The organism is Pseudooctadecabacter jejudonensis, assembly GCF_900172275.1.
Classification (GTDB): domain Bacteria; phylum Pseudomonadota; class Alphaproteobacteria; order Rhodobacterales; family Rhodobacteraceae; genus Octadecabacter; species Octadecabacter jejudonensis.
The window spans coordinates 264,300-288,739 of record NZ_FWFT01000003.1 but is presented as its reverse complement, the minus strand read 5'-3'; the positions used below and the strand labels follow the sequence as shown (position 1 = coordinate 288,739).

The following is a 24,440-nucleotide window of genomic DNA, read 5'->3' as shown; positions in this document are numbered from 1 at the left end:
GGGCGGGGTTGATCCCCGCCCTTTCTATCTTAGAAGTTGGCTGCGTCCAGCGCCATGACCGTGTCGGCGCCCGAATTGATCCGCGCCAGATGGGTCGCGGTGATCGGCAGTTGTCGCGCCATGTAATAGCGGCCCGTGGCGATCTTCGTCTCATGGAAATCGGTGTCCGTGTCACCGGCGGCCAGCGCGTCCATCGACGCTTTGCCCATCTTGGCCCACATCAGACCCAGACAGACGTGGCCCATCATGTGCATGAAATCATAAGACCCCGCCAGCGCGTTGTTGGGGTTCTTCATGCCGTTCTGCATGAAATACATCCCCGCGGCTTGCAGATCTTTCGACGCGGCTTTCAGCGGCTCAAGGAAGTCCCGCTCGAACGCCTCATCGCCTTTGTTTTCTGCGATGTAGCCTTTGATCATTTCAAAGAAACCCATGATCGTCTTGCCGCCATTGAGGCCCAGTTTGCGGCCCACCAGGTCAAGCGATTGCACACCGTTCGTTCCTTCATAGATCATCGTGATCCGCGCATCGCGCACGAACTGCTCAAGCCCCCATTCCTGCGTAAAGCCGGACCCGCCGAGGGTTTGCTGCGCCAGAACGCAGGTCTCAAACCCCTTGTCGGTCAGAAAGCCTTTGACCACGGGGGTGAGCAGGGAAATCATTGCATCCGCGTCGGCATCTTCGTTCTTGTGCGCGCGGTCGATCATCACGGCGCCCCAGTACGTCAGGGCGCGGGCCCCTTCGACAAAGGCCTTTTGGTCCATCAGATTGCGGCGCACATCGGGGTGCACGATGATCGGATCGGCGGGGCCTTCGGGGTTTTTCACGCCTGTGACATCGCGGCCCTGCAGGCGGTCGCGGGCAAAGCCCAGGGCGTTCTGGTAGGCGACCTCACCTTGCGCATAGCCCTGCAGGCCCACGCCAAGACGGGCCTCGTTCATCATGGTGAACATGGCGCGCATGCCTTTGTGCATGTCACCGATCAGGTAGCCGATGGATTCGTCATGGTTGATCACGCAGGTGGAATTGCCGTGAATGCCCATCTTTTCTTCCAGACCACCACAGGACACAGAGTTCCGCGCGCCCAATGAGCCGTCTTCGTTGATCAGGAACTTCGGCACGATGAACAGCGAGATGCCTTTGACGCCGTCAGGCCCGCCCGGGATTTTTGCCAGCACGAGGTGAATGATGTTTTCGGACATCTCGTGCTCACCCGCAGAGATCCAGATTTTCTGGCCGGAGATTTTGTAGGTGCCGTCGTCCTGCGGTTCCGCCTTTGTGCGCATCAGGCCAAGGTCCGTGCCGCAGTGGGGCTCTGTCAGGTTCATGGTGCCGGACCATTCGCCGGTGGCCATTTTGGGCAGATAGGTCTGCTTTTGCTCTTCGGTGCCGTGGGCCAGGATCGCGGCCATGTTGCCGTGGGTCAGGCCGGGGTACATGTTGAACGCCATGTTGGCGCTGACCATCGGTTCCATCGCCGCGGTGTGCATGATGTAGGGCAGGCCCTGGCCGCCGTATTCTTCCGGCATGTCCATGGCCATCCAGCCGCCTTCGGCCATCTGGTCGTAGGCCTCTTTGAAGCCGTCAGGCACGCGCACCACGCCATTTTCCAGCGTGCAACCTTGTTTGTCGCCCACAGTGTTGAGCGGGGCGAGGACCTCAGCGGCCAATTTGCCGGCTTCCGTCAAAACCGCATCCGTAAAATCACGGTCCAGATCGGCAAAGCCCGGGATGTCCTGTTCGGAAATCTTCAGGACATTGTGCAGAACAAACTGCTGGTCTTTCGTCGGTGCTGTAAACGTCGGCATCGGGTCCTCCTAAGGGTCGTGTGATCAGGCGGGGCTAGCTTGCCTTGGCCTGCTGTGGGTCAATTTGGGCGAGGCGCGAACGGCCCCAATCCATCTGGGTTTGCAATTCGGCAATCGCCTCATCCAGCTCAGCACGCTGGGCTTTCATATCGGCGAGGTGTTTTTCAGCCAGCACATAGGTTTCACGCAGCTGCGTGGCCTGGCTGTCATTCATGTAATACAGATCCAGCAGTTGGCGGATCTCTTCGAGGCTGAACCCGAAACGCTTGCCGCGCAGGATCAACTTCAGTCGCGCACGGTCGCGCTTGCCGTAAAGACGCTTCTGGCCTTCACGTTGGGGGAACAACAACTCCTTGGCTTCATAGAAACGAAGCGTGCGGGGTGTCACATCAAAGTCTTCGCACATCTGGCGAATGGTCATTGTTTGGTCCGTCATAACTTTTCCTCAGAGCGGTTGGGGGTGACCGGCAGGTGAGGGTCTTTCCACATTCATACAAGAAAAGATGACGTGTACGTAAACGTGACGCCGCGTCAAAATGGGGATGACGAAAGGTCAGGTCATTTTAGGGGCGTCTGGCGCAATTTTCTAACGGGGAAGACAGGCGAGAATTTCCCCAGACCCCTTATTTATATGACGATGAAGGTAAGGAATTCCATACCGGTTCGGCGGCAGGGGGCGCCTGCGGGTCGGCGGATGCGCGGGATATTTCGCTGATGGGAACACAATTGTGACGCGACGAGAGCCACCGTGATTGCCCCTGACCCAAGATCACAGGCCGCCAAAAGGTCAGTCCAGATTGGCGGCTGTGTCGTCGCGCAGTTTGCGCAATTCGTCCATGGTGTCGTCCAACTGGCGGCGTTGTTCTTCCAACTCTGACAGCTGGCGGGTGGCGTAATCGACCCAGGTGCGCATCTGCGCTTCTGTGCCTTCGTTTTCGTAAATCAAGAGCCACTGGCGAATTTCCTCAAGCGGGAAGCCGAACTTGCGTCCCCGCAGGATCAACGTCATGCGTGCCAGCTCTTTGGGGCCGTAAAACCGCGACCGGCCTTCGCGCTCGGGCGACAGCAGCTCAATATATTCATAGTAGCGCAGGGTGCGCGGTGTGACGTCAAACTTGGCGCACATTTCCTTAAAGCTGAGCCGTTGCTCCGACATGGTCGGTCTCCTGTCTTTTGTCCCAGCTTACGCAAGCGTCAGGGGCCGCGCAACGGGGCGGATGTCACGTTACAATCACGAAACCGCTTGCGAAGACCGCGCGATGGGGGTTCAAACAGCCTATGACACATGACCAGACCCCGGATCAGACCACAGATCAGTCGCGGGACCCCGCAGTGGATCAAGCCGCAGATCAGGCCCCAGATCAGGCCCCAGATGAGGCTGGCGGGCGCCAGGAAAAGATTGCCCAACAGTTTATCGCGGCCTTGCCCCATGCGACGGCCCTGGGCATGTCAGTGGTTGAGATTGCCGCAGGTCAGGCCACGCTCAGCATGCCCTATGACGCCCGCCTGATCGGCGACCCAGAGACGGGCGTTATTGCGGGCGGGGCCGTGTCGGCCCTGCTGGACACCTGCAGCGGGGCAGCGGTGATGGTCCATGACAGCCTGCCCTTGGGCACCGCCACGCTGGATTTGCGGATCGATTACATGCGCCCCGCCACGCCTGGCCAGACGATCATCGCGCGGGCCGAATGCTATCATGTCACACGGTCGGTGGCCTTCGTGCGCGCCACGGCCCTTGATGATGACACCGACCGGCCTGTGGCAACCGCCACCGGTGCTTTTGCCATTCAACCCACCAAGGTCACCCCGTCATGAAGCGCCCCGAACCCGTCCAGATCATCAAACAGCGGCGCGATGCGGCCTTGCAGACCCTTGTGCAGGGCGTGCCCTACATCGGCTACATGGGCTTTCGGTTTGACCGTCTGGGGGATGAGCTGACGGGCGTTATGCCCTACCGTGACAATCTGATCGGCAACCCGATGTTGCCAGCACTGCACGGCGGGGCCACGGCGGCGTTTCTTGAAACCACCGCGATTGTTGAACTCAGCTGGGCCTTGATGTGGGACCGCATGGAGGCAGGCGAGGATGTGGCCACAGGGTTCCGCCTGCCCAAGACGATTGACTTCACCGTGGATTATCTGCGCTCCGGCCTGCCGCGCGACGCCTATGCCCGCGCGCGGGTGAACCGGTCTGGGCGGCGTTATGCCTCCGTGCATGTGGAGGCATGGCAGGACAACCGCAGTCGCCTGTTCGCCCAGGCCACGGGACATTTTCTAATGCCGCAACGGGGCACCCCGACCCAAGAGGCCACATAATGACGACGACAGTAACACTTATCGCCGTGGGCGACAGCGCCGAAGGAATGGGCCTGAGGGCCGTGGCCGAAGGCATGGGCTATGACGTCCGCCTGATGCGGCCCACATCGCCCGAGGCGGTCAGGGACGCGTTGATCGCAGGGGCCGCCCATGATGTGACGATCCTCAGTGCCAAAGGCGGGCCGCGGGGCCTCTATCTGGGCGACGGAGGGGCTGCGGTTTTGGACCCTTCGATGATGGATGGTCCATGGCTGATCACTGCCAAGCTCTTTGCGGGGCTGACGTTTCCGTCGGACAGCGTCCTGATCTCGACGGCCTCCGCCACCCGCGAAAGCGGTCTGGCAGCGGCTGTTTTCGACACGGGCGGACATCTGGTCGGGCCTTTGGGCGCGCCTGATCCCCGCGTTATCATCCCGTGGGTTGCGGCCTGCCTGTTGTCTGCGGACAAGGGCCTGCCCGAGGCCGTGACGGCGGCGAACGCACTGGTCGGCGCGGACGACCGGTTCAGCTATGGCTGACGCGCCGCCGACTGGGGGGCCGCCGGCTGAGAGGCCGCCGACTAAAGGACCGTTGACGCACGGGCGGATTCTGAACATCGCGGTGCCGGTGGTGCTGGCCAACATCACAGTGCCCCTGCTGGGGCTGGTCGACACTGGCGTGGTGGGCCAAATGGGGGAGGCCGCGCCCATCGGGGCGGTGGGCATCGGTGCCATCATCCTGACAGGGCTGTACTGGATCTTCGGGTTTTTGCGGATGGGCACGACGGGCTTTGCCGCCCAGGCACGGGGAGCGGGGGATCGCGCTGAGACCGCGGCAATCCTGATCCGCGCGCTGGGCATTGCAGCCCTTGGCGGGCTGCTGATCATCGCGCTTCAGGCCCCCCTGTTTGCACTGGGCTTTTGGCTGTCGCCCGCCAGTGCCGAGGTGGAGGCGCTGGCGCGATCCTACATGGCGATTCGCGTGTGGTCCGCCCCGTTTCTGATTGCCACCTACGCGATCACCGGCTGGCTGGTGGCCGCCGAACGCACACGGGCCATTCTGGTCATTCAGCTGGTGATGAACGGCATCAACATCGTACTTGATCTGGTGTTCGTGCTGGGCTTCGGCTGGGGGGGGCAGGGCGTTGCCATCGCAACGGTCGCGGCCGAGGTCACGGGTTGCGTGCTGGGCCTGTGGTATTGCCGCGCAGGGCTGGGCCGCGCGGATCTGGCGGACCGCGCCCGCCTGCTGGATCCGGCCAAACTGCGCCGCTTTGCCAGTGTGAACGCCGACATCATGGTGCGGTCCCTGCTGTTGCAATCCATCTTTATGTCGTTTCTGTTTTTCGGCGCCCGCTATGGCGACACGCGGCTGGCGGCGAACCAGATCCTGCTGCAGTTTCTGGCCTTCACCGCCCACGCCATGGATGGCTTTGCCTTCGCGGTCGAGGCACTGGTGGGCCGTGCCCTCGGGGCCGCTGACCGCCCTGCTTTCCGCCGTGCCAGCGTCATGGTCAGCCTTTGGGGGGCTGGCATTGGCGTGCTGCTGGCCGGTGTGTTCTTGACCTTCGGCGGGGCGATTATTGACATGATGACCACCGCCCCCGATGTGCGCCTTGCCGCGCGTGAGTATCTGATCTTTATGGCGCTGACGCCGTTTTTGTCCGCAGCCCCCTTCATGCTGGACGGCATATTCATCGGCGCCACCCGCACCCGCGACATGCGCAATATGATGGCGGTCTCAACCATGATCTATTTTGCAGCCGCCCTGGCCCTCATGCCGCTTGCGGGCAACACAGGTCTGTGGATTGCCTTGCTGATCAGCTTCGCCGCGCGCGGCGCGACACTTGGCCTGAAATACCCCGCGTTGGAGAGAAGCATCTGACGCATCACGGCTTCGCTCACTGTGTTCTTCGGCTCGGGTCTCCGACCATTCTTCGCCTGACCGGCCCCCCACGTATTACAGATGGGGCCGCTCCGAGACGGCTCGAATTCTTTGGGTCTCAAATACCTAAAAAATCCCCAACACCGCCTCAGGCGGGCGGCCAATGGCGGCGCGGCCCTCGTGCACGACAATCGGCCGTTCAATCAGGATCGGATGGGCCACCATCGCGGCGATCTGCTCGGCCTCCGTCGCGGTGCCAAGGGCCAGCTCTTTGAACACCGCCTCACCGCGGCGCATCATCTCATCGGCGGTCACGCCAAGCGCGTTGCGCACGGCCACGATCTCCGCCTCGGACGGGGCATCCTTGAGGTACAGGCGCACAGCGGGCTGAATGCCGTTCTCTTGCAGCAGCGCCAGCGTCTGGCGTGACTTGGAACAGCGCGGATTGTGCCAGATGGTGGTCTGTTCCGGGATCATAGCCAGTCCTCACGTCCTGTGCCGATGGCATCCGCCACGGACGCAAAACCGTCGCGGGCCAGCAAGGCATCAAGGCCCCGCGCGATCTCACCCACCAAGGACAGCCCGCCATAGACCAGCGCGGTGTAAAGCTGCACCGCAGAGGCCCCGGCGCGGATCTTGGCATAGGCCTGTTCGGCAGAGCCGACCCCACCCACGCCGATCAATGGAACATCGACCAAGGTCGACAATTGCGCCAACACCCGGGTGGATCTCTCGAACAGCGGCTGGCCTGACAGCCCTCCCGCCTGATCCTTGTGGGGTGATTGCAGCCCCTCGCGCGACAGGGTCGTGTTGGTCGCGATGACGGCTGAAATGCCGGAAGAGCGCACGACGTCGGCCACATCCGCGACCTCTGTCTCTGACAGGTCGGGGGCGATTTTCAAAAACACGGGGATGTCCGCGTCATTGGCGGCCATGACCCCGCCCAACAGCGCTTCAAGGGCTGCCTTGCCCTGAAGATCACGCAGTTTTTCGGTGTTCGGAGAAGACACATTGACCGTCGCGAAATCCACATGCGCCCCGCAGTGACGCAGCACAGTGGCAAAATCCGCCGCCTTGTCGTCGCTGGTTTTGTTGGCGCCAAGGTTCAGGCCCAGAACACGGTTTTTGGGCCTGCGGGCAAGACGGATTGCGATGGCCTCCATCCCCTCATTATTGAACCCGAACCGGTTGATCGCGGCGCGGTCTTCGGTCAGCCGGTACAGCCTTGGGCGGGGGTTCCCCTCCTGGGGGAGGGGGGTCGCCGCCCCGACCTCAAGAAACCCGAACGCGGTGTCACCAAGGGCAGCAAGGCTTTCGGCATTTTTGTCAAATCCCGCCGCCAGACCAATGGGGTTTGGCAGATCCAGCCCCGCGACGGTGGTTTTCAGCCGGTCTGTCGTCAACGCGCCTGTCTTGGGCCCCAGCCCGTACCTCAGACCCCGCAGGGCCAGACCGTGGGCCATTTCAGGATCCATACGGCGCAAGGCGCGCAGACCGATTTTTTCCAATGCGCTCATGTGAAATCCAGCGCGTGGGTGCCGTCCACAAGGGGCATCGGGCGGGCCCAGATAACCTCCTCCATCCGCAGGGGGCGGTTGTAGATGTGGGGGAACTCCGCGCCGCCGCGCGAGACCTCCCATTTCAGATCCTCGCCGTAGGTCGCAGCGTCAAGCGCGGCCAGCATCAGCCCCTCTTGCCCTGCGAAATGTTTGTCCGCCGTCTCTTGCGCCTGATCGGCGGTGGAGGTGTGGATGTAGCCATCGGCCAGATCAATCGGCGCGCCGGTGAAGGTGCCGGTGCGTTCGAAGTCCGCCCATTGGTCGGCGGTCAGGATTTTATAGATCAACATGGGGTGGGGTTTTCCATCCTCGGGCCGCTACGTCAAGCAGGCTTGATGTGCCTTAACTTTAGGCACACGGACGCGACGTTACGAAAGCTTCACATGATCTGCTTTGACTCTTGGTGTTGGGCAACCCAAGCTGACGTCAGACAAAAACCACCAACGGGGATCTTTTCATGTTGACCAGACTTCTGACAACAACCACCGCGCTGACCATGACGGCGGGAATGGCGGCGGCGGATTACACGCTTCATATCATCCACATCAACGACCTGCACAGCCGGATTGAGCCGATCAGCCGCTTTGATGGCACCTGTGGTGCCGAAGACAACGCGGCGGGCGAATGCTTTGGCGGCGTGGCACGTGTAAAAACGATGATCGACCAGCTGCGCGAAGAACTGGCCGGTGAGAACGTGATCGTGCTGGATGCGGGCGATCAGTATCAGGGGTCCCTGATGTACACGACCTACAAAGGTGACGTGGAAATCGAGATGATGAACGCCATCGGCTTTGATGCCATGGCCGTGGGCAACCACGAATTTGACGATGGTGACGAAGGCTTGGCCAAGCTGGCCGACGGCGTCGACTTTCCGGTCATTTCCGGCAACATCGACGTGAGCCAGTCCAACGTGTTGGCGGGCAAGGTTCAGAACCACATCGTGCTTGAGGTGGGCGGCGAGCGGATTGGCATTGTCTCCGCGCTGGCCTCTGACACGGCAGAGACAGCCTCGCCTTCGGATGCGGTGATTTTCTCGGACGAGATAGAGAGCCTGCAGGCCGATGTGGCGACGCTGACCGATGAAGGCGTCACCAAGATCATCGCGCTGAACCACGTTGGGGTGAACAAGGACATGGCGATTGCTGAGGCCGTGAATGGCCTTGATGCAGTCGTGGGCGGGCATTCGCACACGCTGTTTTCCAACACCGAAGAGGGTGCAATGGCCTATCCCACGATGGTGGGCGATACGGCTGTGGTGCAGGCCTATGCCTATTCCAAATACGTGGGCCATCTGACCTTGGAATTTGATGCGGACGGCAACGTGACATCGGCCACCGGTGACACGATCCTGCTGGATGCCTCTGTGGCGGAAGACGAGGCGATCGTGGCGCGGGTGTCCGAACTGGCCGGTCCGATTGAAGAGATGAAGACCCAAGTTGTCGCCGATAGCACGGATGTCATCGAGGGCGCCCGTGAGGTGTGTCGCGCGATGGAATGCGCCATGGGCAACCTTGTGGCCGACGCGATGTTGGACCGTTTGGCGGATCAAGGCGTTGTGGCCGCGATCCAGAACGGTGGCGGTTTGCGTGCGTCTATTGATGCAGGCGAGATCACCATGGGTGAAGTGCTGACGGTCCTGCCGTTCCAGAACACACTGGCCACGTTCGAAGCCTCTGGCGCGGATATCCTGGCGGCGTTGGAAAACGGTGTGGGTCAGGTTGAGGACGGCGCGGGCCGTTTCCCGCAGGTGGCGGGCATGACCTTTGCCGTGGATTTGACCGCAGAGCCGGGGGCCCGCGTGTCTGACGTGACCGTCGCCGGTGCGCCGCTGGACGAAGGGGCTACGTATCTGTTGGCCACCAACAACTACGTCCGCAATGGCGGTGACGGTTATTCCATGTTCGAGGACGCCGCCAACGCTTATGATTTCGGTCCTGGATTGGAGCAGGTCGTGGCGGATTATCTGGCCGAGAATGGACCCTACACGCCCTACACCGATGGGCGCATCACGGTGAGCGGCAACTAAGCCCCGATCACATCACATGTTTTTGGCCCCGTCGCGCGTCCTGTGCGGCGGGGTTTTTTCATGCGGTGTCGGGATTTGAGTTTTTTGGGTCAGATGAAGGGGGTGGGTGCGCTTTGGTCTTGGGCGGTGTGCTCAGGTCATGGGCGCGTTAAGGTTAATGGTGGATGTCGGGGATGACTTACAAGGGTGGGGCCGCGGTGACTGATGGGCCACCGAGGTCGCGTGTGCAGGTGGACCTGCCCCTGCATCTGAAGCGCGAATGCGGGTTCAGATGGTCTGAGGGGCCGGCGTGTCCCGATGTCCATGGCGCGCGAAGGTGTGGCCTCACGCGGGTTAACCGCCGCAAAAGATGACGCCCGAGGGTTGTCGTTGGATGAACAGGGCGCGCGGTGGGTGTTGCGTGATGCGTCCGCGTCGCGCTAGGTGTCGGGCATGGCCCATCCGTTGGAAGATTTGATCGATGCCCGCATTCGCGCCGCCCAAGCCGAGGGCGCGTTTGATGATTTGCCAGGCCAAGGTCGGCCGTTGCCGCCGGAGGACGACCCGGAGAACGCCCTGCTGAACCGGCTGATGAAGGAGAGCAAGGCTGTGCCAGAATTTGTGTCCTTGTCGCGAGAGTTGGCACGGCTGCGCGCGGAATTGGCGGATACGGGCGACAGGACACGGCGCGGTGAGATCCTTAAAGAGATGACGTTGATGGATGCGCGGATTGCCCTGGCCCGCAAGGCGTATCAGCGGTGAGGGCGCGGTGTGACTGAAGTAAAGCGCCAGTATGAGGCCTATCCCTATCCCGAGCGTGATCCGGCGGATGAGGCCAAGCGGTTGATCACCGGTTCGCCGTCGGACCCCCTTGAGATGGATCATGTCATTTGGGGCGGGATGCGCGATTGGACACGGCCGCTTCGGGCGCTGTTTGCGGGTGGTGGAACTGGCGATGGGATGGTGCAACTGGCACAACGGCTGACCGATGCGGGCGCGCCCTATGAGATTGTGTATCTGGATCTGTCGGAGGCGTCGCGGGCGGTGGCGGAAGCGCGGGTGGCGGCGCGCGGGCTGACGGGGGTGACGTTTCACACGGGCAGCCTGCTGGATGCGGCGGAATATGGCACGTTCGATTACATCGACTGTTGCGGGGTGTTGCATCACTTGCCTGATCCCGCGACGGGATTTGCCGCGCTGAGGCAGGCCTTGGCGGAGGGCGGCGGCCTTGGGTTTATGGTCTATGCGCCCCATGGGCGGTCTGGTGTTTACCCGTTGCAAGAGGCGTTCGGGGCGTTGTTTGAGGGGCTGTCCCCGTCGCAGAAGTTGGCACAGGCGCGGGCGGTTTTTGCGCGGCTGCCGGAGGCGCATCCGTTCAAACGCAATACGGTTGTGGTGGATCATCAGCAGTCCGATGCGGGGTTTTATGATCTGTTGTTGCACAGTCAGGATCGCGCGTTTTCGGTGACGGATTTGGTGGAGGTCATGGGGCAGACGGGCTGGGATCTAGCTGGATTTGCGCAGCCTGCGGCCTATGATCCGTCGCGGTATGCGGCGGTGCCGGAGGGGATGGACGCGGTGGCGCGCATGGCGCTGGCCGAACAGCTGGCGGGCACGATGAAGGTGCATGTGGGCTATGCGCGGGCGGCGGGGGCCAGCGCGCCCAAGACGGGTCCAATGGGCGGCATGGCCAAAGCAAACATGGCCCGCGTGCCGCATTTGCGCGGTGTGCCGCGGGACAAATTGGCCCGTGCCGTGGCGGCGGGCAAGGCGTTGCCGGTGAAATCAGGGGGGGAGACGATCCCCCTGCGCTTGCCCAAAGGCGCGGCGGCGCTGTTGGCGGGCGTCGATGGGCGGCGCGATTTGGCCATGCTGGCCAAGGGCGCGCGGCTGGATCCGGTTGCCTTTGGCGGGATCTGGGCCCAGGTTGACCGGGCGCTGTGTGGCTGGGGCTTGATGCACTACTCCAATCTGGGGCGCCGCTAGACCTTGTGCGGGCGCATGGCGATCACCCTTCCCCATGATGCAATGGCGCAGGTGTTTGATGCTGCCCCTGCGAATGATCTGCCGCAGGTCCCCAATTACAACGTCTGCCCCACCGTTCAGGTGGCGGCTGTTATGGCCGGGGACGGCGGGCGGCGGTATCAATCGGTGCGCTGGGGGTTTGTGCCCCATTGGTACAAGGCCCCGAACGGCGGGCCGCTGTTGATCAATGCGCGGGCGGAAACCATTGCCGAAAAGCCCGCGTTCAAAGCGGCGTGCCGCGAAAGGCGGTGCATCATTCCGGCGGCAGGGTTTTACGAATGGACGCGGCTGGAGGACGGCACAAAACTGCCGTGGTACATCCAACGCCAAGATGGCGCGCCCCTGGCCTTTGCCGCGATCTGGCAGGATTGGGGCGACTTGGGCGCCACGGCGGCCATTGTGACCACTGCGGCCAACGCGGCCATGGCTGAAATCCACCACCGGATCCCCGTTATACTGGAGCCTGCAGACTGGCCCTTGTGGCTGGGCGAGGACGGCACGGGGGCCGCGCGATTGATGCAGGCCACAGGCGAGGACACGTTGCTGTTTCACCGCGTCAGCCGTGCCGTCAATTCCAACCGCGCGTCAGGGCCGGAGCTGATAGAGCCCTATGAGAGTGGGGATTAATCCTCAGGGGGCAAACGTCAATTAAGACCGAACTCGACGGCAATGTTCAGAACGATACTGACGCTCAAGGCGAAGATCAGAAGGGACATCCCAACGAAATGGTTCGACTTGCGATCCTTGACCAAAGCCTCGTGATGTTTTGAGCGCAAGGGCTGCAGTGTTTCTTCGACAATTGCGCGAAAGACGACCTTACGCAGGTAGCGATCCCGCGTGAAAAATAGGAAGTAGGCGATGACCGTGAACAGGGACATGCCCACCAATCGGTCGATCAGCTGTGAGGACAAGCAATAGACCGAGAAAACCAGCAAAAGGAACCCGACCGACAGGATGCGGAAGACCACATAAGGCGTGGCAGCTATAGAGGACTTGAGGCTGCGTGCGAAAATCTCGGCCAGTTGGGCGCGTTGATCGGTGCTGAGGGATGGCGGCGAAGAATGATGCGGCACAAGCGAGCGCAGGTCTTCGCACAAGAAAGCCTGCCGCATCCTGCGGTACAAAGATCGGGCCTCTGGAGGCGAGAGCGGGCCGCCCAACATTTCTGCGATAAAGCGATGGACGCAAATTCGGAAGTCTTTGATTTCGTTTAGAACATCCGTCAGGACGAAGGCAAATAACAACCCGTACAGCAGCAAGAACGCTTCCGCCGAGCTGATGCCGACAGAAGGCAGGGCCGCATCTGGTAGAACCAGAATATGGCCCTGTTCAATCGACAGGGCCAACCAGGTCGCAGCCAGCGTCAAAATCGCAGCCAACCCCGAGGCTGAGACATAAGGAAGGCGTTGTGTGAGGAATGCATTGGCGATGAAGATGATGGAGCCGCCAATGATGAAATAGATGTTCAAGGTAACCTGGCCTGTGAGGCTTAAAAACAAAAGTGCCACAAGCGGGATCGAATAGAAGACCGCCATGGAGGATTCACTGGGGCGCAGGCGGACGGCCAGGATGAACACAGGCACGCCGATCAGATAGATCACCGCTATCGGCAGCGCGCTCAGCAGGCTGGCGGATGACGAGACCGCGACGTCATCCCCGGCCAGATAGATCGCCCCCCACAGGGGCAGCGCGACAAAGCCTGACAGCAGATGCGGCAGCGTGCTGGCCGACAACATCGGCAAATCGGGGCTTTTGGCAGAAATCCGGGAGTTGATGTAGGTTTTGACCCCCATGGCAGAGGCGGCTGTGATCGCCATCAGGATGGTCACGGGGTCCAGGGAACTCATGCTGCTGTCGCGCAGGGACGCCCAGTCCACCACCGCGACGGTGGCCCCGAAAAAACCGAAGGTCAGGAAGGTCCACCCCTTTCGGGTCAGACGCGCACTGGTGCCGGCCCAGATTGAGGTGATCACAAAAGACAGCACCCAAAGTTCGAACAGCACCGCCGCAATCGCAGGGGCGCGGTCCACGGCCGGAAAGAAAAGGGCCAGTTCAATCGTGAACAACAGGCCGGACACAAGGATCAGCGGGCGGTTGGACGTGAGGGTGGTCCAGATCTTGCGGGGGCCTACGCCTTGCAGAAAGATAAGCCCAAACCAGCCGATCATGGCGACGCCTATGGCACCGACCGCCCCAAGAAAGGGGTCATGAAAATCAGCCAAGACGAGGGCGCTTGGATAGGCCCCCCAAAACGCGACGCTCAATACAGCGGTGACCCAGAAGGCGATCTGTTGTGACATGATCGCAGAGTAAGGCCGCAAACACCGCTAATTCAAGATCATAAGTTCTGGGGGAGACGTCCGATAGAACTGGTCGTGATGGCGTTGATGTGCATTTCGCTGCTGAAGGCCGCGTTCAACGATGGCCGCCGTGAGGCCGCCGGCGTTGAGGCCGTGACGGTAGATTCAGAGGCTGCGACACCGGCGGAATAAAGCGCGCCGCATAAAAATGAGCAGACCCCGCAGCCTTTCGGGTGCGGGGTTTTTCATGGGCGGGTGTCGCTAGCCGAGGTCTGAGCGCAGCGTTGTTTTTTGCACCTTGCCCATGGTGTTGCGGGGCAGGGCGTCCATCGTCACATAACGGCGGGGGTGTTTGAACTTCGCCAGATGGGCGGAGACGTGGGCCTGCACGTCCGCGTCGGTCACCTGGCCGTCGGGGGTGGGCACGATGACGGCCACTACGGCCTCTCCCTTGTCGGGGTCGGGCACGCCGATCACGGCACTTTCAAGGACCGAGGGAAGGGCGTTGAGGACGTCCTCAACCTCTTTTGGATAGATGTTGTAGCCCCCCGAGATGATCAGATCCTTGGCGCGGCCTACGATCGTCACGCGGCCTGTGGCGTCCATCGTGGCCAGATCGCCTGTGATGAAATAGCCGTCCTCTGTCATGTCTTCGGCGGTTTTTTCGGGCTGGTTCCAGTAGCCTTGGAACACGTTGTCGCCGCGCACTTCGATCACACCGATGTCGCCTGTGGGCGTGCAGCGACCCGCATCGCGGATGCGAACCGCGACACCGGGCAGGGCATGGCCCACGGTGCCGGGCACGCGGTCGCCGTCGTAGGGGTTTGAGGTGATCATGTTGGTTTCGGTCATCCCATAGCGTTCAAGGATGCGGTGGCCGGTGCGGTCTGTGAACGCGCGGTGGGTTTCGGCCAAAAGCGGCGCCGAGCCGGAGATGAAGAGCCGCATGTTCGATGTTGCCTCATGGGTCAGGCGCGGATCGGCCAGCAGGCGGGTGTAGAAGGTGGGCACGCCCATCATGAGGGTGGAGCGGGGCAGGGCATGCAGGATGGCGTCCGTGTTGAAGCTGGCCATAAAGCGGATTTGAGCGCCGGCCAGAAGGGCTGTGTTGATCGCCACGAACAGCCCGTGGGTGTGAAAGACGGGCAGGGCGTGGATCAAGGTATCTGCATGGGTGATCTGCCACAGATCCGTCAGGGCGCGGGCGTTTGACAACAGGTTGCGGTGAGACATCATCGCGCCTTTGGACCGCCCCGTCGTGCCGGAGGTATAGAGGAGCCCCGCGAGGTCATCTGGCCCCCGTGCGACGGTGTTGAAACCTGTCGGCGCGGCATTTGCGGCGGTGGAAAGGGTGCCTGTCGCGGTGGCATCCAACGTCAACATGGGCCGCTTATCTGCGAGGGATGCGATATCCGGCGCTGTGTCAGGTGCGCAGACAATTAGGGCAGGGTCCGCGTCGTCGACGAAATACTGCACCTCGGACAGGGTGTAGGCGGTGTTGAGCGGCAGAAATACCGCGCCTGTTTGCAGCGCAGCGGCATAGAGCGCGAGGTATTCGGCTGATTTGGGGGCTTGCACGACAATGCGGTCGCGTGGGCCCACACCGTGATCCGACAGCACATGGGCGATTTGTGCGGCGCGGGCGCAAAAGGCGGCAAAGGTGATCTGCGTGCCGTCGCCCAGATGGAGAAAAGGGGCCGTATTGTCGTGGTGCGGGCCGATCAGGGCGTCATAAAGCGTGTTTGTCATGGGATCTTGGGGAATCCTTTGCGGGCCGTGAATGGGTTTGCGGGTACGTCGTGTCTTGACCCGGCCGCGGGGGCGGCGTATTTGGCCCCTGTGTAGCGCGGGCGTTGTGTAGTGGTAAGACCTTAGCCTTCCAAGCTAATGACGCGGGTTCGATTCCCGCCGCCCGCTCCACCCCTTTTTTCAGCCAGTTGAATGATCTTGCGATCAGCGCCTGCGGCGGGCGGGGGCGAAATTCCGTTGGAATTTCGCGTCGCTTCGCGGAAGGTATTTTTGACCCAAAGAAGCGATGACGTGGCGCTTGAAGAGCGACTGGCGGTCGGGGTGGGAGGGTGAAGATCATGTGGCTGTTGTCTGCACCCCTTTGCCGGATTAAATGAGGGGCATACGACAAGAAGGACGCCCGCTGATGGCTGATACACCCCGCGCGGCCACGGAAGATCGGGCGCGATCCAAGGAAGTCGGTGCTTTGAAAGCGCTGTGGCCGTTTTTACGGCCCTATGGCTGGATGATCGCATTGGCGCTGTCGGCTTTGGTGATCACGGCGGCGATGTCGTTGGTTTTGCCCCTTGCCGTGCGGCGGGTGGTCGATAATTTCGAAAGCTCGGATGTGGCGTTGCTGGATGGGTATTTCGCCGCCGCCATCGGGATTGCGGCGCTTTTGGCTGTGGGCACGGCGTTGCGCTATTATTTTGTGACCCGATTGGGGGAGCGGGTTGTAGCGGATATCCGGGTGGCTGTGTTTGACCGAATGATCGGGATGAGCCCCGCGTTTTACGAAAAGATCATGACCGGTGAAGTGCTGAGCCGGATCACGACGGACACCACGTTGATTTTGTCGGTCATCGGGTCGTCGGTGTCGATTGCGTTGCGCAATCTGTTGATCCTTGTGGGCGGCATTGGCCTGATGCTGTGGACCAGTGTAAAGATGTCGTTGATGGTGTTGTGGCCGATCCCTGTGATTGTCTTTCCGATCATCATTTTGGGCCGCAAGGTGCGGCGGCTCAGCAAGGAAAACCAGGACTGGATTGCGCAGAGTTCCGGTGATGCGTCTGAGCAGTTGTTGAGTGCGCAGACGGTGCAGGCCTTTACCCACGAGGGGCCAAGTCGCGCGAATTTCGGGGTCGTCACGGAACGCAGTTTTGACGCGGCACGGCGGCGGATTGCCACGCGGGCGGTGTTGACGGCGATCGTGATTTTTATGGCGTTTAGTGCCATCGTCGGCTTTTTGTGGATGGGCGCATCGGACGTGCGCAGCGGCGTCATCACGGTGGGCGAGTTGGTGCAGTTCATGATCTACACGATCATGGTCGCAGGGGCTGTCGCGGCGCTGACCGAAATTTGGTCGGAGTTGCAGCGCGCGGCGGGGGCCACGGAGCGGTTGGTGGAATTGTTGACCGAGGAGGACGCGGTGCGGGATCCTGTCACGCCTGCGGCCATGCCCGATACGCGTCATGGGGATATCACCTTTGACAACGTGCGGTTTTCCTATCCCGCGCGGCCCAATGTGGCGGCCTTGGATGGGGTGTCGTTTACTGTCAAACCGGGTGAGACGGTGGCGTTGGTTGGCCCGTCGGGGGCGGGCAAGACGACGATTATTCAACTGCTTTTGCGGTTCTATGATCCGGCCTCTGGTGCGATTTCATTCGACGGGGTGGATTTGCGGGATTTGGCGCGGGCGGATTTCCGGCGCCACATGGCGCTGGTGCCGCAGGACCCTGTGATCTTTGCCGCCTCGGCCCGAGAGAACATCCGTTTTGGCCGGCCGGAGGCGAGCGATGCGGAGGTTGAGGCGGCGGCGAAGGCGGCGGCGGCGCATGAATTTTTGTCAGCATTGCCAGAGGGTTACGACAGCTATGTGGGCGAACGCGGTGTCATGCTGTCGGGCGGTCAAAAGCAGCGGATCGCCATTGCGCGGGCGATTTTGCGTGATGCGCCGGTGCTGTTGCTGGATGAGGCGACGTCTGCGCTGGACGCGGAATCAGAACGTGCGGTGCAGCAGGCGGTGGATACGCTCAGCGCGGATCGCACGACGCTTATCGTGGCGCACAGGTTGGCCACGGTGAAGAAAGCAGACCGGATTTTGGTGTTTGAGGCGGGACAGATCGTGGCGCAGGGCACGCACGATGCGCTGGTGGCCGAAGGCGGGCTTTATGCGCGGCTGGCGCGGTTGCAGTTCACGGATGGGATTGCGGCGGAATAGGTTAACGCCGGCCAGACCCATTTAACGCGTCTCACCCCGAATCGAGGGTTAACACCATATTTTGCGGCGTTTCGACGGTATGGAAAGCGTATGGTTTGCGTATGGCTCGCGTATGGCTGGGGGCTGGCAAAGCCCCCCCTTAACGGACCGTGCGGTGGGATGTGTTAAGGCGTGTTGAGGGGAGGTTAACGTGGCGCGGCGAAGGGCGGGTTTGAGCCCAAATCTACCAAGATGCCGCACGATGGCGAAGGTCTGCTTTTGCATTTGGTCATTTTCCTACAAGAACCGTCGGACCTTTGCCCTGTAGTTCTTGAACGCGGCCCCGTATTGCTCCTCGAGCCATGGTTCCTCGGCCAAAGGCGCGGCCAGCAGTACGACTATTCCGGCAAGACCGATCAGAGTCGCTCCAGACGACGCGGAAAGCATGATCCAGCCGACAACCATGGCAATGTCCGCCACGTACTGTGGATTGCGGGAATAGCGATACATGCCGCCCGTTCGAAGCGACCCTTTCGCGCCGCCAGTTTGGGCTATTCCGAATTGCGCGACCTCTGACCACACGATGACGTTGCCAGCAACAATCAGCGGAATGCCAACTCCGAACCGCAGCCAAGTTGGGATTGGTAGGCTTCCCCAGCTCATCAATCCTAAGAGGATCAGGATGCCGAAAAGCGTGAATGTCGGAACCCAAACTAGGACAGGAGTCGCCTTGGTGTATCGCTTTGGCGGCCAAAGGCGGCGCTTAGGGTATGCGATAGACCAAAATATCGCGGCTAGAGTGCCTGCCGCGATCACAAGGCCGACGACGATCAAGACTGGCTGCATCACACTTCCACGTGCTTATGGTTGGTTGTTTCGCGCCGTTCTGCTAAGGCTTGGCGCACGATCTGGAAGGCCGATGATAAGAACAATCCGGCCATAATGGTTGCCACGATCAGGTCAGGCCAACCCGTCGCCGTACTCCACACACCGAGGGCTGCAAACATCACTGCTACGTTCCCAATCGCGTCGTTGCGCGAACACAGCCAGACCGACCGGACATTGGCATCACCATCTTTATAACGAACCAACAGCAAGACACTTACCAGATTGGTGAGCAGCGCAAGAAAGCCAACAATACCCATGATCTCTGCGGTGGGGACGCCAACATAGAAGACGCGATAGACCGTCGATCCGAACACCCAAAGACCCATCAGAAGAAGGCTGACGCCTTTGAACAGAGCCGCATTCGTTCGTGCGCGTAGCGATGCCCCGATAACCGCAAGCGAAATGCCATAGGTCAGAGCATCGCCCGCAAAGTCGAGGGCGTCGGCCTGCAATGCTTGAGACTTGGCCAGATGACCTGCTGTCATCTCGACAAAGAACATCGTCGCGTTGAGCGCAATGACGATCCACAGCCGTCTTTTGTAGTCATCTGAAACGCCGTCAAACTTGGCATCATGTCCGCAGCAACCAGCCATAGGAACCTCTTTCATCTTTGATTGCTCATAGTGTAATGTCTCTAGTGACTAGAGGTTCAAGAGGTTTCTTCATGTTTTCCATCGGCGAGCTTTCCAAGCGCACAAAGGTCAAAGTTCCGACCATCCGTTATTACGAGGAAATGGGGTTATTGCCCGAGGCTGAACGCACTTCTGGCAATCAAAGGCGCTACAACAAAGCTGGTTTGGAGCGGCTTAGTTTTATCCGACACGCCCGTGACCTTGGGTTTTCGATTGAAGCGATCTCGTCGTTGATTGAATTGCACGAGCATCCAGATCGGTCGTGCGAAGCTGCGACGGAGATCGCCACGTCGCATCTTGAAGACGTCCGCGTCAAGATCAAACGTCTCAAAACACTTGAGAAGGAACTCACCCGAATATCAAAGGGCTGCGACGGTGAAGGCGTGTCCGAAGATTGTTATGTATTGGCGTCACTGGCCGATCACAATTTGTGCGACCGAGACCACTAGAAACCGCAATAGCGGACATTAAGCACTCCAGAGCGAGCGGCTGCAAGGTCCGCACACCTGACCGCGAGATCCAGTGCCCACCTGCGGTTTTCCCAAGTTTCGCCGCGTAAGTCTTGCGTCGCGCGGCAATCCACCACATCTTGAATCTTAGGGAAAAAGCCGCCGGAGGAGGTGGCCCAATTTATGGGAGGTGCGACCATGACCTTTGCGTCTATGGCCGATCGGGATGCGATCGAAAATGAAATGCCTTGGGCGGAGCGGGACTTGCCGCATTCCGTGTGGTCTCAGCTGAGTGAAACAGCGGCCAAACATGGGTCGCGCAAGGCGGTCACGTTCCAGATGTTTTCGGGCGAGAATGACCCCGATGAGACGCTGACGTGGTCTGAGTTGCAGGGCAAGGTTGCGCAGACGGCGAACCTTTTCCGGTCGCTGGGTGTGGGGTCTGATGATGTTGTGGCCTTCCTGTTGCCCAATTCGATGGAGACGGTTCTGACCTATTTGGGCGGCACCGTGGCGGGCATTGTGAACCCCATCAACCCGCTGTTGGAGGCCGACCAGATCGGCGCCATCCTGAGGGAGACCAACGCCAAGGTGCTGGTCACGCTGCGCGCCTTCCCCAAGACGGATGTGGCGCAAAAGGCGGCTGAGGCTGTGGATTTGGCGCCCAACGTGAAGACGGTCGTGGAAATTGACCTGCTGAAATACCTGACGGGGATTAAGAAATTGATCGTGCCGCTGATCCGGCCCAAGAACCCCGTCAAGCACGGGGCCACTGTGATCGATTTCAACAAATCCATCGCCAAACAGCCCAAAACGCTGAGCTTTGAGGACCCCAAAGGGGACCGCGTCGCGGCCTATTTCCACACGGGCGGCACGACGGGCATGCCCAAGGTCGCCCAGCACCGCAATTCGGGCATCATTTACAACGCGTGGCTGGGCAACCGGCTGTTGTTCACCGAAGAAGATGTGCAGATGGTGCCGCTGCCGCTGTTTCATGTGTTTGCGACGATTGTCGCCATGGGGGCATCGCTGTCGTCGGGGGCGCAGATCGTCTTTCCTACGCCGCAGGGCTATCGCGGCGATGGCGTGTTCGACAACTTCTGGAAGCTGTGCGAACGTCATAAGGCGACGTTCATGATCACCGTGCCCACGGCGATGTCTGCGCTGATGCAGCGGCCTGTGGATGCCAATATTGAAAGCCTGCGTCTGGCGTTTTGCGGGTCCGCGCCGCTGCCGCTTGAGCTGTACAAAAAGTTTGAGGCCGCCGCCGGTGTCACCATCTGCGAAGGCTACGGTCTGACCGAGGCGACCTGTCTGGTGTCGATCAACCCGCCCACAGGCGAAAAGAAGGTGGGGTCCATCGGGTGCCCGTTCCCCTATACCAATGTGCGCATTGTGGATCCGGCGACGCAGCTTGATCTGGGCACGGATGAGATTGGGGAGATTTGTGTCTATTCCCCCGGTGTCAGCCAAGGCGACACCTACACCGAGGCCGACAAGAACGCTGATCTGTATTACCCCGGTGCCAACGTGAAGGCGCGGCAGTATCTGCGCACGGGCGATCTGGGCCGCATTGATGCGGACGGCTATCTGTGGATCACGGGGCGCGCGAAGGATCTGATCATTCGGGGCGGTCACAACATCGATCCCGCCGAGATCGAAGAGGCGCTGGCCGGTCACGCGCAAGTCGCCTTTGCCGGTGCCATCGGCCAGCCCGATGCCCACGCAGGTGAGGTTCCGGCGGCCTATGTTGAGCTGACGGAGGGGGCGACGGTCACCGTGGATGAGTTGATGGAGTTTGCCAAAAACCACATCCACGAACGGGCGGCCTATCCAAAGCATTTGGAAATTCTGGATGAATTGCCCAAGACTGCCGTTGGCAAAATCTTTAAGCCCGATCTGCGCAAATCCGCGATCACGCGCATTTACAACAAGACGTTGAACGAACGGGCCGTGCCCGCGCAGGTGACGGCTGTGGTGGAAAACAAAAAGCTGGGCCTTGTGGCGCATCTGACCAAATCCGGTGAGGTCACGGACGAAGAGGTCAACGCCGCTTTGGGGTCCTTCACGCGGCCATGGGTCTGGGCGGAGTGACCCAGCGGCCCTGCCACCTAACGCAGGGGACAGCAGCGTATTGAAACAGAAGGCGCGGGGGGCAACCTCGCGCCTTTTTGATGGGGGGTGACGGGCTGCACAGGGTCTGTGGGGCCGCGTGGGGGTGCAATTGTGGCCCGTCAGGTTAGAGTGGGGGCAACTGACGAAGGAAACCCGCCATGATCACCAACACCGCCACCCGTTACGGATCCCTTGCGCGGGGGCTGCATTGGATCATTGCTGCGCTGATCATCGCCGCGATGATCCTTGGCCAGATCGGCAAACGCACAGAGCCCACGGCTGAGAATATCGGCTTTCTGACGACGCTTTACTCGACCCACAAGACCATTGGAATCACGGTTCTGACATTGGCCGTAGTGCGGGTGATCTGGGCGCTGACCCAGCCGCGTCCGGTGCCGTTGCACCCTGAACGGCGGGCCGAGACTTTTGCGGCTGAGACGGCCCATTGGATTCTTTATGGCGCGTTGTTTGCCTTGCCCCTGTCGGGCTGGGTCATGCATGCCGCTGAAGACGGGTTTGCCCCCATCTGGTGGCCGTTTGGGCAAAACCTGCCGTTTGTGCCCAAATCCGACCACTGGGCCGAGGTGGCGGGCACGGTGCATTGGGCCGCGGGGCTTACTTTGGGCATCACGTTGGCCGCGCATATTGCGGGGGCCTTGAAACACGCGTTGGTGGACCGTGACAGCACCTTGGCGCGGATGTGGCGAGGCACGCAGGCGGGCGACCGCCAAGCCCATGCGCCGCATGTGGCGTCCGCTTTTGCGGGGGCTGTGATTTGGGTCGGGGTGCTGGGCCTGACGTTGGCCTCGTTCGGTGGGCCGCCTTCGGGACAGGCGGGGACGGGGCAAGTGGCCGAGACGTCTTCGGGTGGTTGGGTGGCCGAGGCGATTGATCTGACGTTTACGATCCAACAGCTGGGCAGCGCCACCGATGGCCGGTTTGAGACCGTGATGGCCGATATCGCCTATGACGCGGACACCGGCGCGGGCGATGTGACCGTGACCATCGACATGACCAGCGTGGCGCTGGGCAGTGTGACGGATCAGGCCAAAGGGTCGGATTTCTTTGACGTGGACACACACCCGACGGCTGTGTTTGAGGCCGCGATCACCCGCACCGATGGCGTTACCCATGTGGCCGACGGCACGCTGACCCTGACGGGGGCTGTGGTGCCCGTGACAATGCCGTTCACCCTGACGTTGGAAGACGGGTTGGCAGAGATGGTGGGATCGGTCACGCTGGATCGGCGCGATTTCGGGATTGGCGAAAGCTACGGCGACGAGAGTTCGGTGGGCTTTGCAGTGATCGTGAATGTGGCCCTGTCAGCGGCAAAGGGCTGAGAAAGCCCCCCTGACACAGAGGTCACGGGGCAAAAGAAAAGGGCGCGGATCTGATGTGATCCGCGCCCTTTTTTGTTCCGCGTGAGTGGCGTTTTATGTGTCGGAAATGCCGGCTTCGATGGAGATGTAGATGTCGATCTCATCGCCCACGAAGGGGGCGAATGCGCCCATGTTGAAATCGGACCGCAGAAGGGTCGTGGTGGCGTCAAAGCCGATCCATGGCTTTTCCTGCATCGGGTGGTTGGATGCGCCATTCAGGGTCGCATCAAGATCCACGGACTGGGTCACGCCATTGATCGTCAGATCGCCGGTGATGACGCCGGTGTCTTCGCCTGTGACCTCAATCGCGGTGGAGGTGAAGGTGACGGTGGGGTTGGCGGAGGCGTTGAAGAAATCCTCAGACATGAAGTGGCCTTCGCGGGCAGGCCAGCCGGTGATCAGGCTTTGTGCGGGAAATTCAACGGAAACGGAGGAGGCGGCGGGATCTGCTTCGTCCCACATGATCGTGCCGTTGAAGCCCGAAAACATGCCCGTGGTGCGTGAATAGCCCAGGTGATCATAGGAAAAGACGATCTGACTGTGGGAGGGATCAAGATCATACTGCTGGGTTTCGGCAAAGGCGGCAGAGGCCAGGCCGAGGGCCACGGCGGAGGAGAGAAGAAGAGATTTCATCGAGACATCCTTGGTCGTTTTCATGTGAAGGTAGGCATAGATGTGTGCCAAAATGACGCAAAAACAATTCGGCGCGATAAAACACTTTGTGTTCGTCTGTGAACAGGGGCGCGCGAATAGCCGCGATCACGCGCAGATTGATCGCGGTTTCGCCCGGTCTGGTGATGTGGTCTGGCGAACCGGAGGTGTCATGACGTGTCAAAAACGGGGCGGGGGACGTGGTGCTGCCGGAGAGAATTGAACTCTCGACCTCTCCCTTACCAAGGGAGTGCTCTACCTCTGAGCTACGGCAGCGACCGATGGGCGCGGATTAGACGCAAATGCGCAGCCATGCAAGCCCTCTCTGGACGGTTTTTGCGCTGTGCGGTAACAAGCGTCATGAGCCGCAAATCCGACGCCCCCCGCCCCCAGACACGCGAAGACCGATTGAAGGCCGCGTTGAAGGCGAATCTGGGCCGCCGGAAGGCACAGGCGCGCAACAAGGCACAGGCAAGTGCCGCAGATCAGGCAGCGGATACGTCTGCCCCAAAGAAAGAGTAAC

At 60.8% G+C, this 24,440-nt stretch carries 24 protein-coding genes and 2 tRNA genes; 14 read left to right on the top strand and 12 right to left on the bottom strand.

The window, feature by feature from the left end; all coding sequences use genetic code 11:
- Positions 1-29: 29 nt before the first annotated feature.
- The 3 genes from PSJ8397_RS10535 to PSJ8397_RS10525 form a co-directional block, all read right to left on the bottom strand.
- On the bottom strand, positions 30-1,808 hold the full coding sequence (locus tag PSJ8397_RS10535) for an acyl-CoA dehydrogenase C-terminal domain-containing protein (protein ID WP_085864569.1): 1,779 nt from the start codon (positions 1,806-1,808) through the stop codon (positions 30-32).
- Between the two features lie 34 nt (positions 1,809-1,842).
- Positions 1,843-2,244, bottom strand: a complete 402-nt coding sequence (locus PSJ8397_RS10530; RefSeq protein WP_085864568.1) for a MerR family transcriptional regulator — start codon at positions 2,242-2,244, stop codon at positions 1,843-1,845.
- Between the two features lie 351 nt (positions 2,245-2,595).
- Positions 2,596-2,964: a MerR family transcriptional regulator gene (locus tag PSJ8397_RS10525; RefSeq protein ID WP_085864567.1), complete on the bottom strand. Its 369-nt coding sequence runs from the start codon at positions 2,962-2,964 to the stop codon at positions 2,596-2,598.
- 122 nt (positions 2,965-3,086) lie between these two features.
- Between PSJ8397_RS10525 and PSJ8397_RS10520 the strand changes: the two genes are divergently transcribed.
- Genes PSJ8397_RS10520 through PSJ8397_RS10505 form a run of 4 tightly spaced genes read left to right on the top strand, consistent with a single transcriptional unit; the run spans position 3,087 to position 5,986 of the window.
- Positions 3,087-3,623 (top strand): PaaI family thioesterase, encoded by a 537-nt coding sequence (locus PSJ8397_RS10520; protein ID WP_085864566.1) that lies wholly within the window; start codon positions 3,087-3,089, stop codon positions 3,621-3,623.
- Positions 3,620-4,123, top strand: coding sequence for a PaaI family thioesterase (locus tag PSJ8397_RS10515; protein WP_085864565.1), 504 nt, complete (start codon positions 3,620-3,622; stop codon positions 4,121-4,123). The genes PSJ8397_RS10520 and PSJ8397_RS10515 overlap by 4 nt, the downstream gene beginning before the upstream one ends.
- Positions 4,123-4,641 (top strand): hypothetical protein, encoded by a 519-nt coding sequence (locus tag PSJ8397_RS10510; protein ID WP_085864564.1) that lies wholly within the window; start codon positions 4,123-4,125, stop codon positions 4,639-4,641. Before PSJ8397_RS10515 ends, PSJ8397_RS10510 begins: the two co-directional genes overlap by 1 nt.
- Complete coding sequence (locus tag PSJ8397_RS10505) at positions 4,634-5,986, top strand: MATE family efflux transporter (protein ID WP_085864563.1); 1,353 nt, start codon at positions 4,634-4,636, stop codon at positions 5,984-5,986. Before PSJ8397_RS10510 ends, PSJ8397_RS10505 begins: the two co-directional genes overlap by 8 nt.
- A gap of 126 nt (positions 5,987-6,112) precedes the next feature.
- Here the strand turns inward: PSJ8397_RS10505 and arsC are convergent, their stop codons facing one another.
- The 3 genes from arsC to PSJ8397_RS10490 are packed head-to-tail and all read right to left on the bottom strand — an operon-like array spanning position 6,113 to position 7,835.
- Entirely contained in the window at positions 6,113-6,463 is a 351-nt protein-coding gene (arsC, locus tag PSJ8397_RS10500) for an arsenate reductase (glutaredoxin) (protein ID WP_085864562.1), read from the bottom strand.
- Positions 6,460-7,503 (bottom strand): quinone-dependent dihydroorotate dehydrogenase, encoded by a 1,044-nt coding sequence (locus PSJ8397_RS10495; protein WP_085864561.1) that lies wholly within the window; start codon positions 7,501-7,503, stop codon positions 6,460-6,462. The genes arsC and PSJ8397_RS10495 overlap by 4 nt, the downstream gene beginning before the upstream one ends.
- Complete coding sequence (locus PSJ8397_RS10490) at positions 7,500-7,835, bottom strand: DUF952 domain-containing protein (RefSeq protein WP_085864560.1); 336 nt, start codon at positions 7,833-7,835, stop codon at positions 7,500-7,502. The genes PSJ8397_RS10495 and PSJ8397_RS10490 overlap by 4 nt, the downstream gene beginning before the upstream one ends.
- A gap of 167 nt (positions 7,836-8,002) precedes the next feature.
- On the opposite strand from PSJ8397_RS10490, the gene PSJ8397_RS10485 reads away from it, so the two are divergent.
- From PSJ8397_RS10485 to PSJ8397_RS10470, 4 genes are all read left to right on the top strand, one after another.
- Positions 8,003-9,571 (top strand): bifunctional metallophosphatase/5'-nucleotidase, encoded by a 1,569-nt coding sequence (locus tag PSJ8397_RS10485; RefSeq protein WP_085864559.1) that lies wholly within the window; start codon positions 8,003-8,005, stop codon positions 9,569-9,571.
- A 432-nt stretch (positions 9,572-10,003) separates the two neighbouring features.
- Positions 10,004-10,312 carry a DnaJ family domain-containing protein gene (locus PSJ8397_RS10480; RefSeq protein ID WP_085864558.1) on the top strand — a complete coding sequence of 103 codons (309 nt, stop codon included), beginning with the start codon at positions 10,004-10,006 and terminating at the stop codon, positions 10,310-10,312.
- 9 nt (positions 10,313-10,321) lie between these two features.
- A complete protein-coding gene (locus PSJ8397_RS10475; RefSeq protein ID WP_085864557.1) occupies positions 10,322-11,536 on the top strand; it encodes a class I SAM-dependent methyltransferase in 1,215 nt (404 codons plus the stop codon).
- A 15-nt stretch (positions 11,537-11,551) separates the two neighbouring features.
- Positions 11,552-12,202, top strand: a complete 651-nt coding sequence (locus PSJ8397_RS10470; RefSeq protein WP_085864556.1) for an SOS response-associated peptidase — start codon at positions 11,552-11,554, stop codon at positions 12,200-12,202.
- 17 nt (positions 12,203-12,219) lie between these two features.
- Here PSJ8397_RS10470 and PSJ8397_RS10465 read toward each other — a convergent pair whose 3' ends face one another.
- Together PSJ8397_RS10465 and PSJ8397_RS10460 are read right to left on the bottom strand one after the other, a co-directional pair.
- The gene (locus PSJ8397_RS10465) at positions 12,220-13,875 is read right to left on the bottom strand and encodes a hypothetical protein (RefSeq protein ID WP_085864555.1); all 1,656 of its coding nucleotides are present in this window, start codon (positions 13,873-13,875) and stop codon (positions 12,220-12,222) included.
- Positions 13,876-14,136: 261 nt separating this feature from the next.
- Complete coding sequence (locus tag PSJ8397_RS10460) at positions 14,137-15,624, bottom strand: AMP-binding protein (protein ID WP_085864554.1); 1,488 nt, start codon at positions 15,622-15,624, stop codon at positions 14,137-14,139.
- A gap of 97 nt (positions 15,625-15,721) precedes the next feature.
- On the opposite strand from PSJ8397_RS10460, the gene PSJ8397_RS10455 reads away from it, so the two are divergent.
- A tRNA-Gly gene (locus PSJ8397_RS10455) sits at positions 15,722-15,795 on the top strand.
- A gap of 235 nt (positions 15,796-16,030) precedes the next feature.
- Positions 16,031-17,824 carry an ABC transporter transmembrane domain-containing protein gene (locus tag PSJ8397_RS10450; protein WP_085864553.1) on the top strand — a complete coding sequence of 598 codons (1,794 nt, stop codon included), beginning with the start codon at positions 16,031-16,033 and terminating at the stop codon, positions 17,822-17,824.
- Between the two features lie 276 nt (positions 17,825-18,100).
- Here PSJ8397_RS10450 and PSJ8397_RS10445 read toward each other — a convergent pair whose 3' ends face one another.
- Together PSJ8397_RS10445 and PSJ8397_RS10440 are read right to left on the bottom strand one after the other, a co-directional pair.
- On the bottom strand, positions 18,101-18,466 hold the full coding sequence (locus PSJ8397_RS10445) for a methyltransferase family protein (protein WP_159453127.1): 366 nt from the start codon (positions 18,464-18,466) through the stop codon (positions 18,101-18,103).
- 182 nt (positions 18,467-18,648) lie between these two features.
- Positions 18,649-19,284: a cation transporter gene (locus PSJ8397_RS10440; protein ID WP_085864551.1), complete on the bottom strand. Its 636-nt coding sequence runs from the start codon at positions 19,282-19,284 to the stop codon at positions 18,649-18,651.
- A 71-nt stretch (positions 19,285-19,355) separates the two neighbouring features.
- Between PSJ8397_RS10440 and PSJ8397_RS10435 the strand changes: the two genes are divergently transcribed.
- The 3 genes from PSJ8397_RS10435 (at position 19,356) to PSJ8397_RS10425 (ending at position 23,227) form a co-directional block, all read left to right on the top strand.
- Positions 19,356-19,772 (top strand): MerR family transcriptional regulator, encoded by a 417-nt coding sequence (locus PSJ8397_RS10435; RefSeq protein ID WP_085864550.1) that lies wholly within the window; start codon positions 19,356-19,358, stop codon positions 19,770-19,772.
- A 198-nt stretch (positions 19,773-19,970) separates the two neighbouring features.
- Positions 19,971-21,866, top strand: a complete 1,896-nt coding sequence (locus PSJ8397_RS10430) for an acyl-CoA synthetase (protein ID WP_085864872.1) — start codon at positions 19,971-19,973, stop codon at positions 21,864-21,866.
- A 179-nt stretch (positions 21,867-22,045) separates the two neighbouring features.
- On the top strand, positions 22,046-23,227 hold the full coding sequence (locus tag PSJ8397_RS10425) for a cytochrome b/b6 domain-containing protein (RefSeq protein ID WP_085864549.1): 1,182 nt from the start codon (positions 22,046-22,048) through the stop codon (positions 23,225-23,227).
- A 93-nt stretch (positions 23,228-23,320) separates the two neighbouring features.
- On the opposite strand, the gene PSJ8397_RS10420 is transcribed toward PSJ8397_RS10425, so the two are convergent.
- A complete protein-coding gene (locus PSJ8397_RS10420) occupies positions 23,321-23,899 on the bottom strand; it encodes a YceI family protein (RefSeq protein ID WP_085864548.1) in 579 nt (192 codons plus the stop codon).
- 219 nt (positions 23,900-24,118) lie between these two features.
- A tRNA-Thr gene (locus PSJ8397_RS10410) sits at positions 24,119-24,193 on the bottom strand.
- A gap of 84 nt (positions 24,194-24,277) precedes the next feature.
- Between PSJ8397_RS10410 and PSJ8397_RS17030 the strand changes: the two genes are divergently transcribed.
- A complete protein-coding gene (locus PSJ8397_RS17030) occupies positions 24,278-24,439 on the top strand; it encodes a hypothetical protein (RefSeq protein ID WP_235000681.1) in 162 nt (53 codons plus the stop codon).
- Position 24,440: the final 1 nt, after the last annotated feature.

Excerpts from the sequence above, each read along its gene's own strand:
- PSJ8397_RS10465 (WP_085864555.1), bottom strand. The coding sequence starts at position 13,875 with ATGTCACAACAGATCGCCTTCTGGGTCACCGCTGTATTGAGCGTCGCG.
- PSJ8397_RS10535 (WP_085864569.1), bottom strand. The coding sequence starts at position 1,808 with ATGCCGACGTTTACAGCACCGACGAAAGACCAGCAGTTTGTTCTGCAC.
- PSJ8397_RS17030 (WP_235000681.1), top strand. The coding sequence starts at position 24,278 with ATGAGCCGCAAATCCGACGCCCCCCGCCCCCAGACACGCGAAGACCGA.
- PSJ8397_RS10460 (WP_085864554.1), bottom strand. The coding sequence starts at position 15,624 with ATGACAAACACGCTTTATGACGCCCTGATCGGCCCGCACCACGACAAT.
- PSJ8397_RS10485 (WP_085864559.1), top strand. The coding sequence starts at position 8,003 with ATGTTGACCAGACTTCTGACAACAACCACCGCGCTGACCATGACGGCG.
- PSJ8397_RS10510 (WP_085864564.1), top strand. The coding sequence starts at position 4,123 with ATGACGACGACAGTAACACTTATCGCCGTGGGCGACAGCGCCGAAGGA.
- PSJ8397_RS10530 (WP_085864568.1), bottom strand. The coding sequence starts at position 2,244 with ATGACGGACCAAACAATGACCATTCGCCAGATGTGCGAAGACTTTGAT.
- PSJ8397_RS10435 (WP_085864550.1), top strand. The coding sequence starts at position 19,356 with ATGTTTTCCATCGGCGAGCTTTCCAAGCGCACAAAGGTCAAAGTTCCG.
- arsC (WP_085864562.1), bottom strand. The coding sequence starts at position 6,463 with ATGATCCCGGAACAGACCACCATCTGGCACAATCCGCGCTGTTCCAAG.
- PSJ8397_RS10450 (WP_085864553.1), top strand. The coding sequence starts at position 16,031 with ATGGCTGATACACCCCGCGCGGCCACGGAAGATCGGGCGCGATCCAAG.
- PSJ8397_RS10440 (WP_085864551.1), bottom strand. The coding sequence starts at position 19,284 with ATGGCTGGTTGCTGCGGACATGATGCCAAGTTTGACGGCGTTTCAGAT.
- PSJ8397_RS10520 (WP_085864566.1), top strand. The coding sequence starts at position 3,087 with ATGACACATGACCAGACCCCGGATCAGACCACAGATCAGTCGCGGGAC.
- PSJ8397_RS10505 (WP_085864563.1), top strand. The coding sequence starts at position 4,634 with ATGGCTGACGCGCCGCCGACTGGGGGGCCGCCGGCTGAGAGGCCGCCG.
- PSJ8397_RS10490 (WP_085864560.1), bottom strand. The coding sequence starts at position 7,835 with ATGTTGATCTATAAAATCCTGACCGCCGACCAATGGGCGGACTTCGAA.
- PSJ8397_RS10425 (WP_085864549.1), top strand. The coding sequence starts at position 22,046 with ATGATCACCAACACCGCCACCCGTTACGGATCCCTTGCGCGGGGGCTG.
- PSJ8397_RS10480 (WP_085864558.1), top strand. The coding sequence starts at position 10,004 with ATGGCCCATCCGTTGGAAGATTTGATCGATGCCCGCATTCGCGCCGCC.
- PSJ8397_RS10420 (WP_085864548.1), bottom strand. The coding sequence starts at position 23,899 with ATGAAATCTCTTCTTCTCTCCTCCGCCGTGGCCCTCGGCCTGGCCTCT.
- PSJ8397_RS10525 (WP_085864567.1), bottom strand. The coding sequence starts at position 2,964 with ATGTCGGAGCAACGGCTCAGCTTTAAGGAAATGTGCGCCAAGTTTGAC.
- PSJ8397_RS10445 (WP_159453127.1), bottom strand. The coding sequence starts at position 18,466 with ATGAGCTGGGGAAGCCTACCAATCCCAACTTGGCTGCGGTTCGGAGTT.
- PSJ8397_RS10430 (WP_085864872.1), top strand. The coding sequence starts at position 19,971 with ATGACCTTTGCGTCTATGGCCGATCGGGATGCGATCGAAAATGAAATG.
- PSJ8397_RS10495 (WP_085864561.1), bottom strand. The coding sequence starts at position 7,503 with ATGAGCGCATTGGAAAAAATCGGTCTGCGCGCCTTGCGCCGTATGGAT.
- PSJ8397_RS10515 (WP_085864565.1), top strand. The coding sequence starts at position 3,620 with ATGAAGCGCCCCGAACCCGTCCAGATCATCAAACAGCGGCGCGATGCG.
- PSJ8397_RS10470 (WP_085864556.1), top strand. The coding sequence starts at position 11,552 with ATGGCGATCACCCTTCCCCATGATGCAATGGCGCAGGTGTTTGATGCT.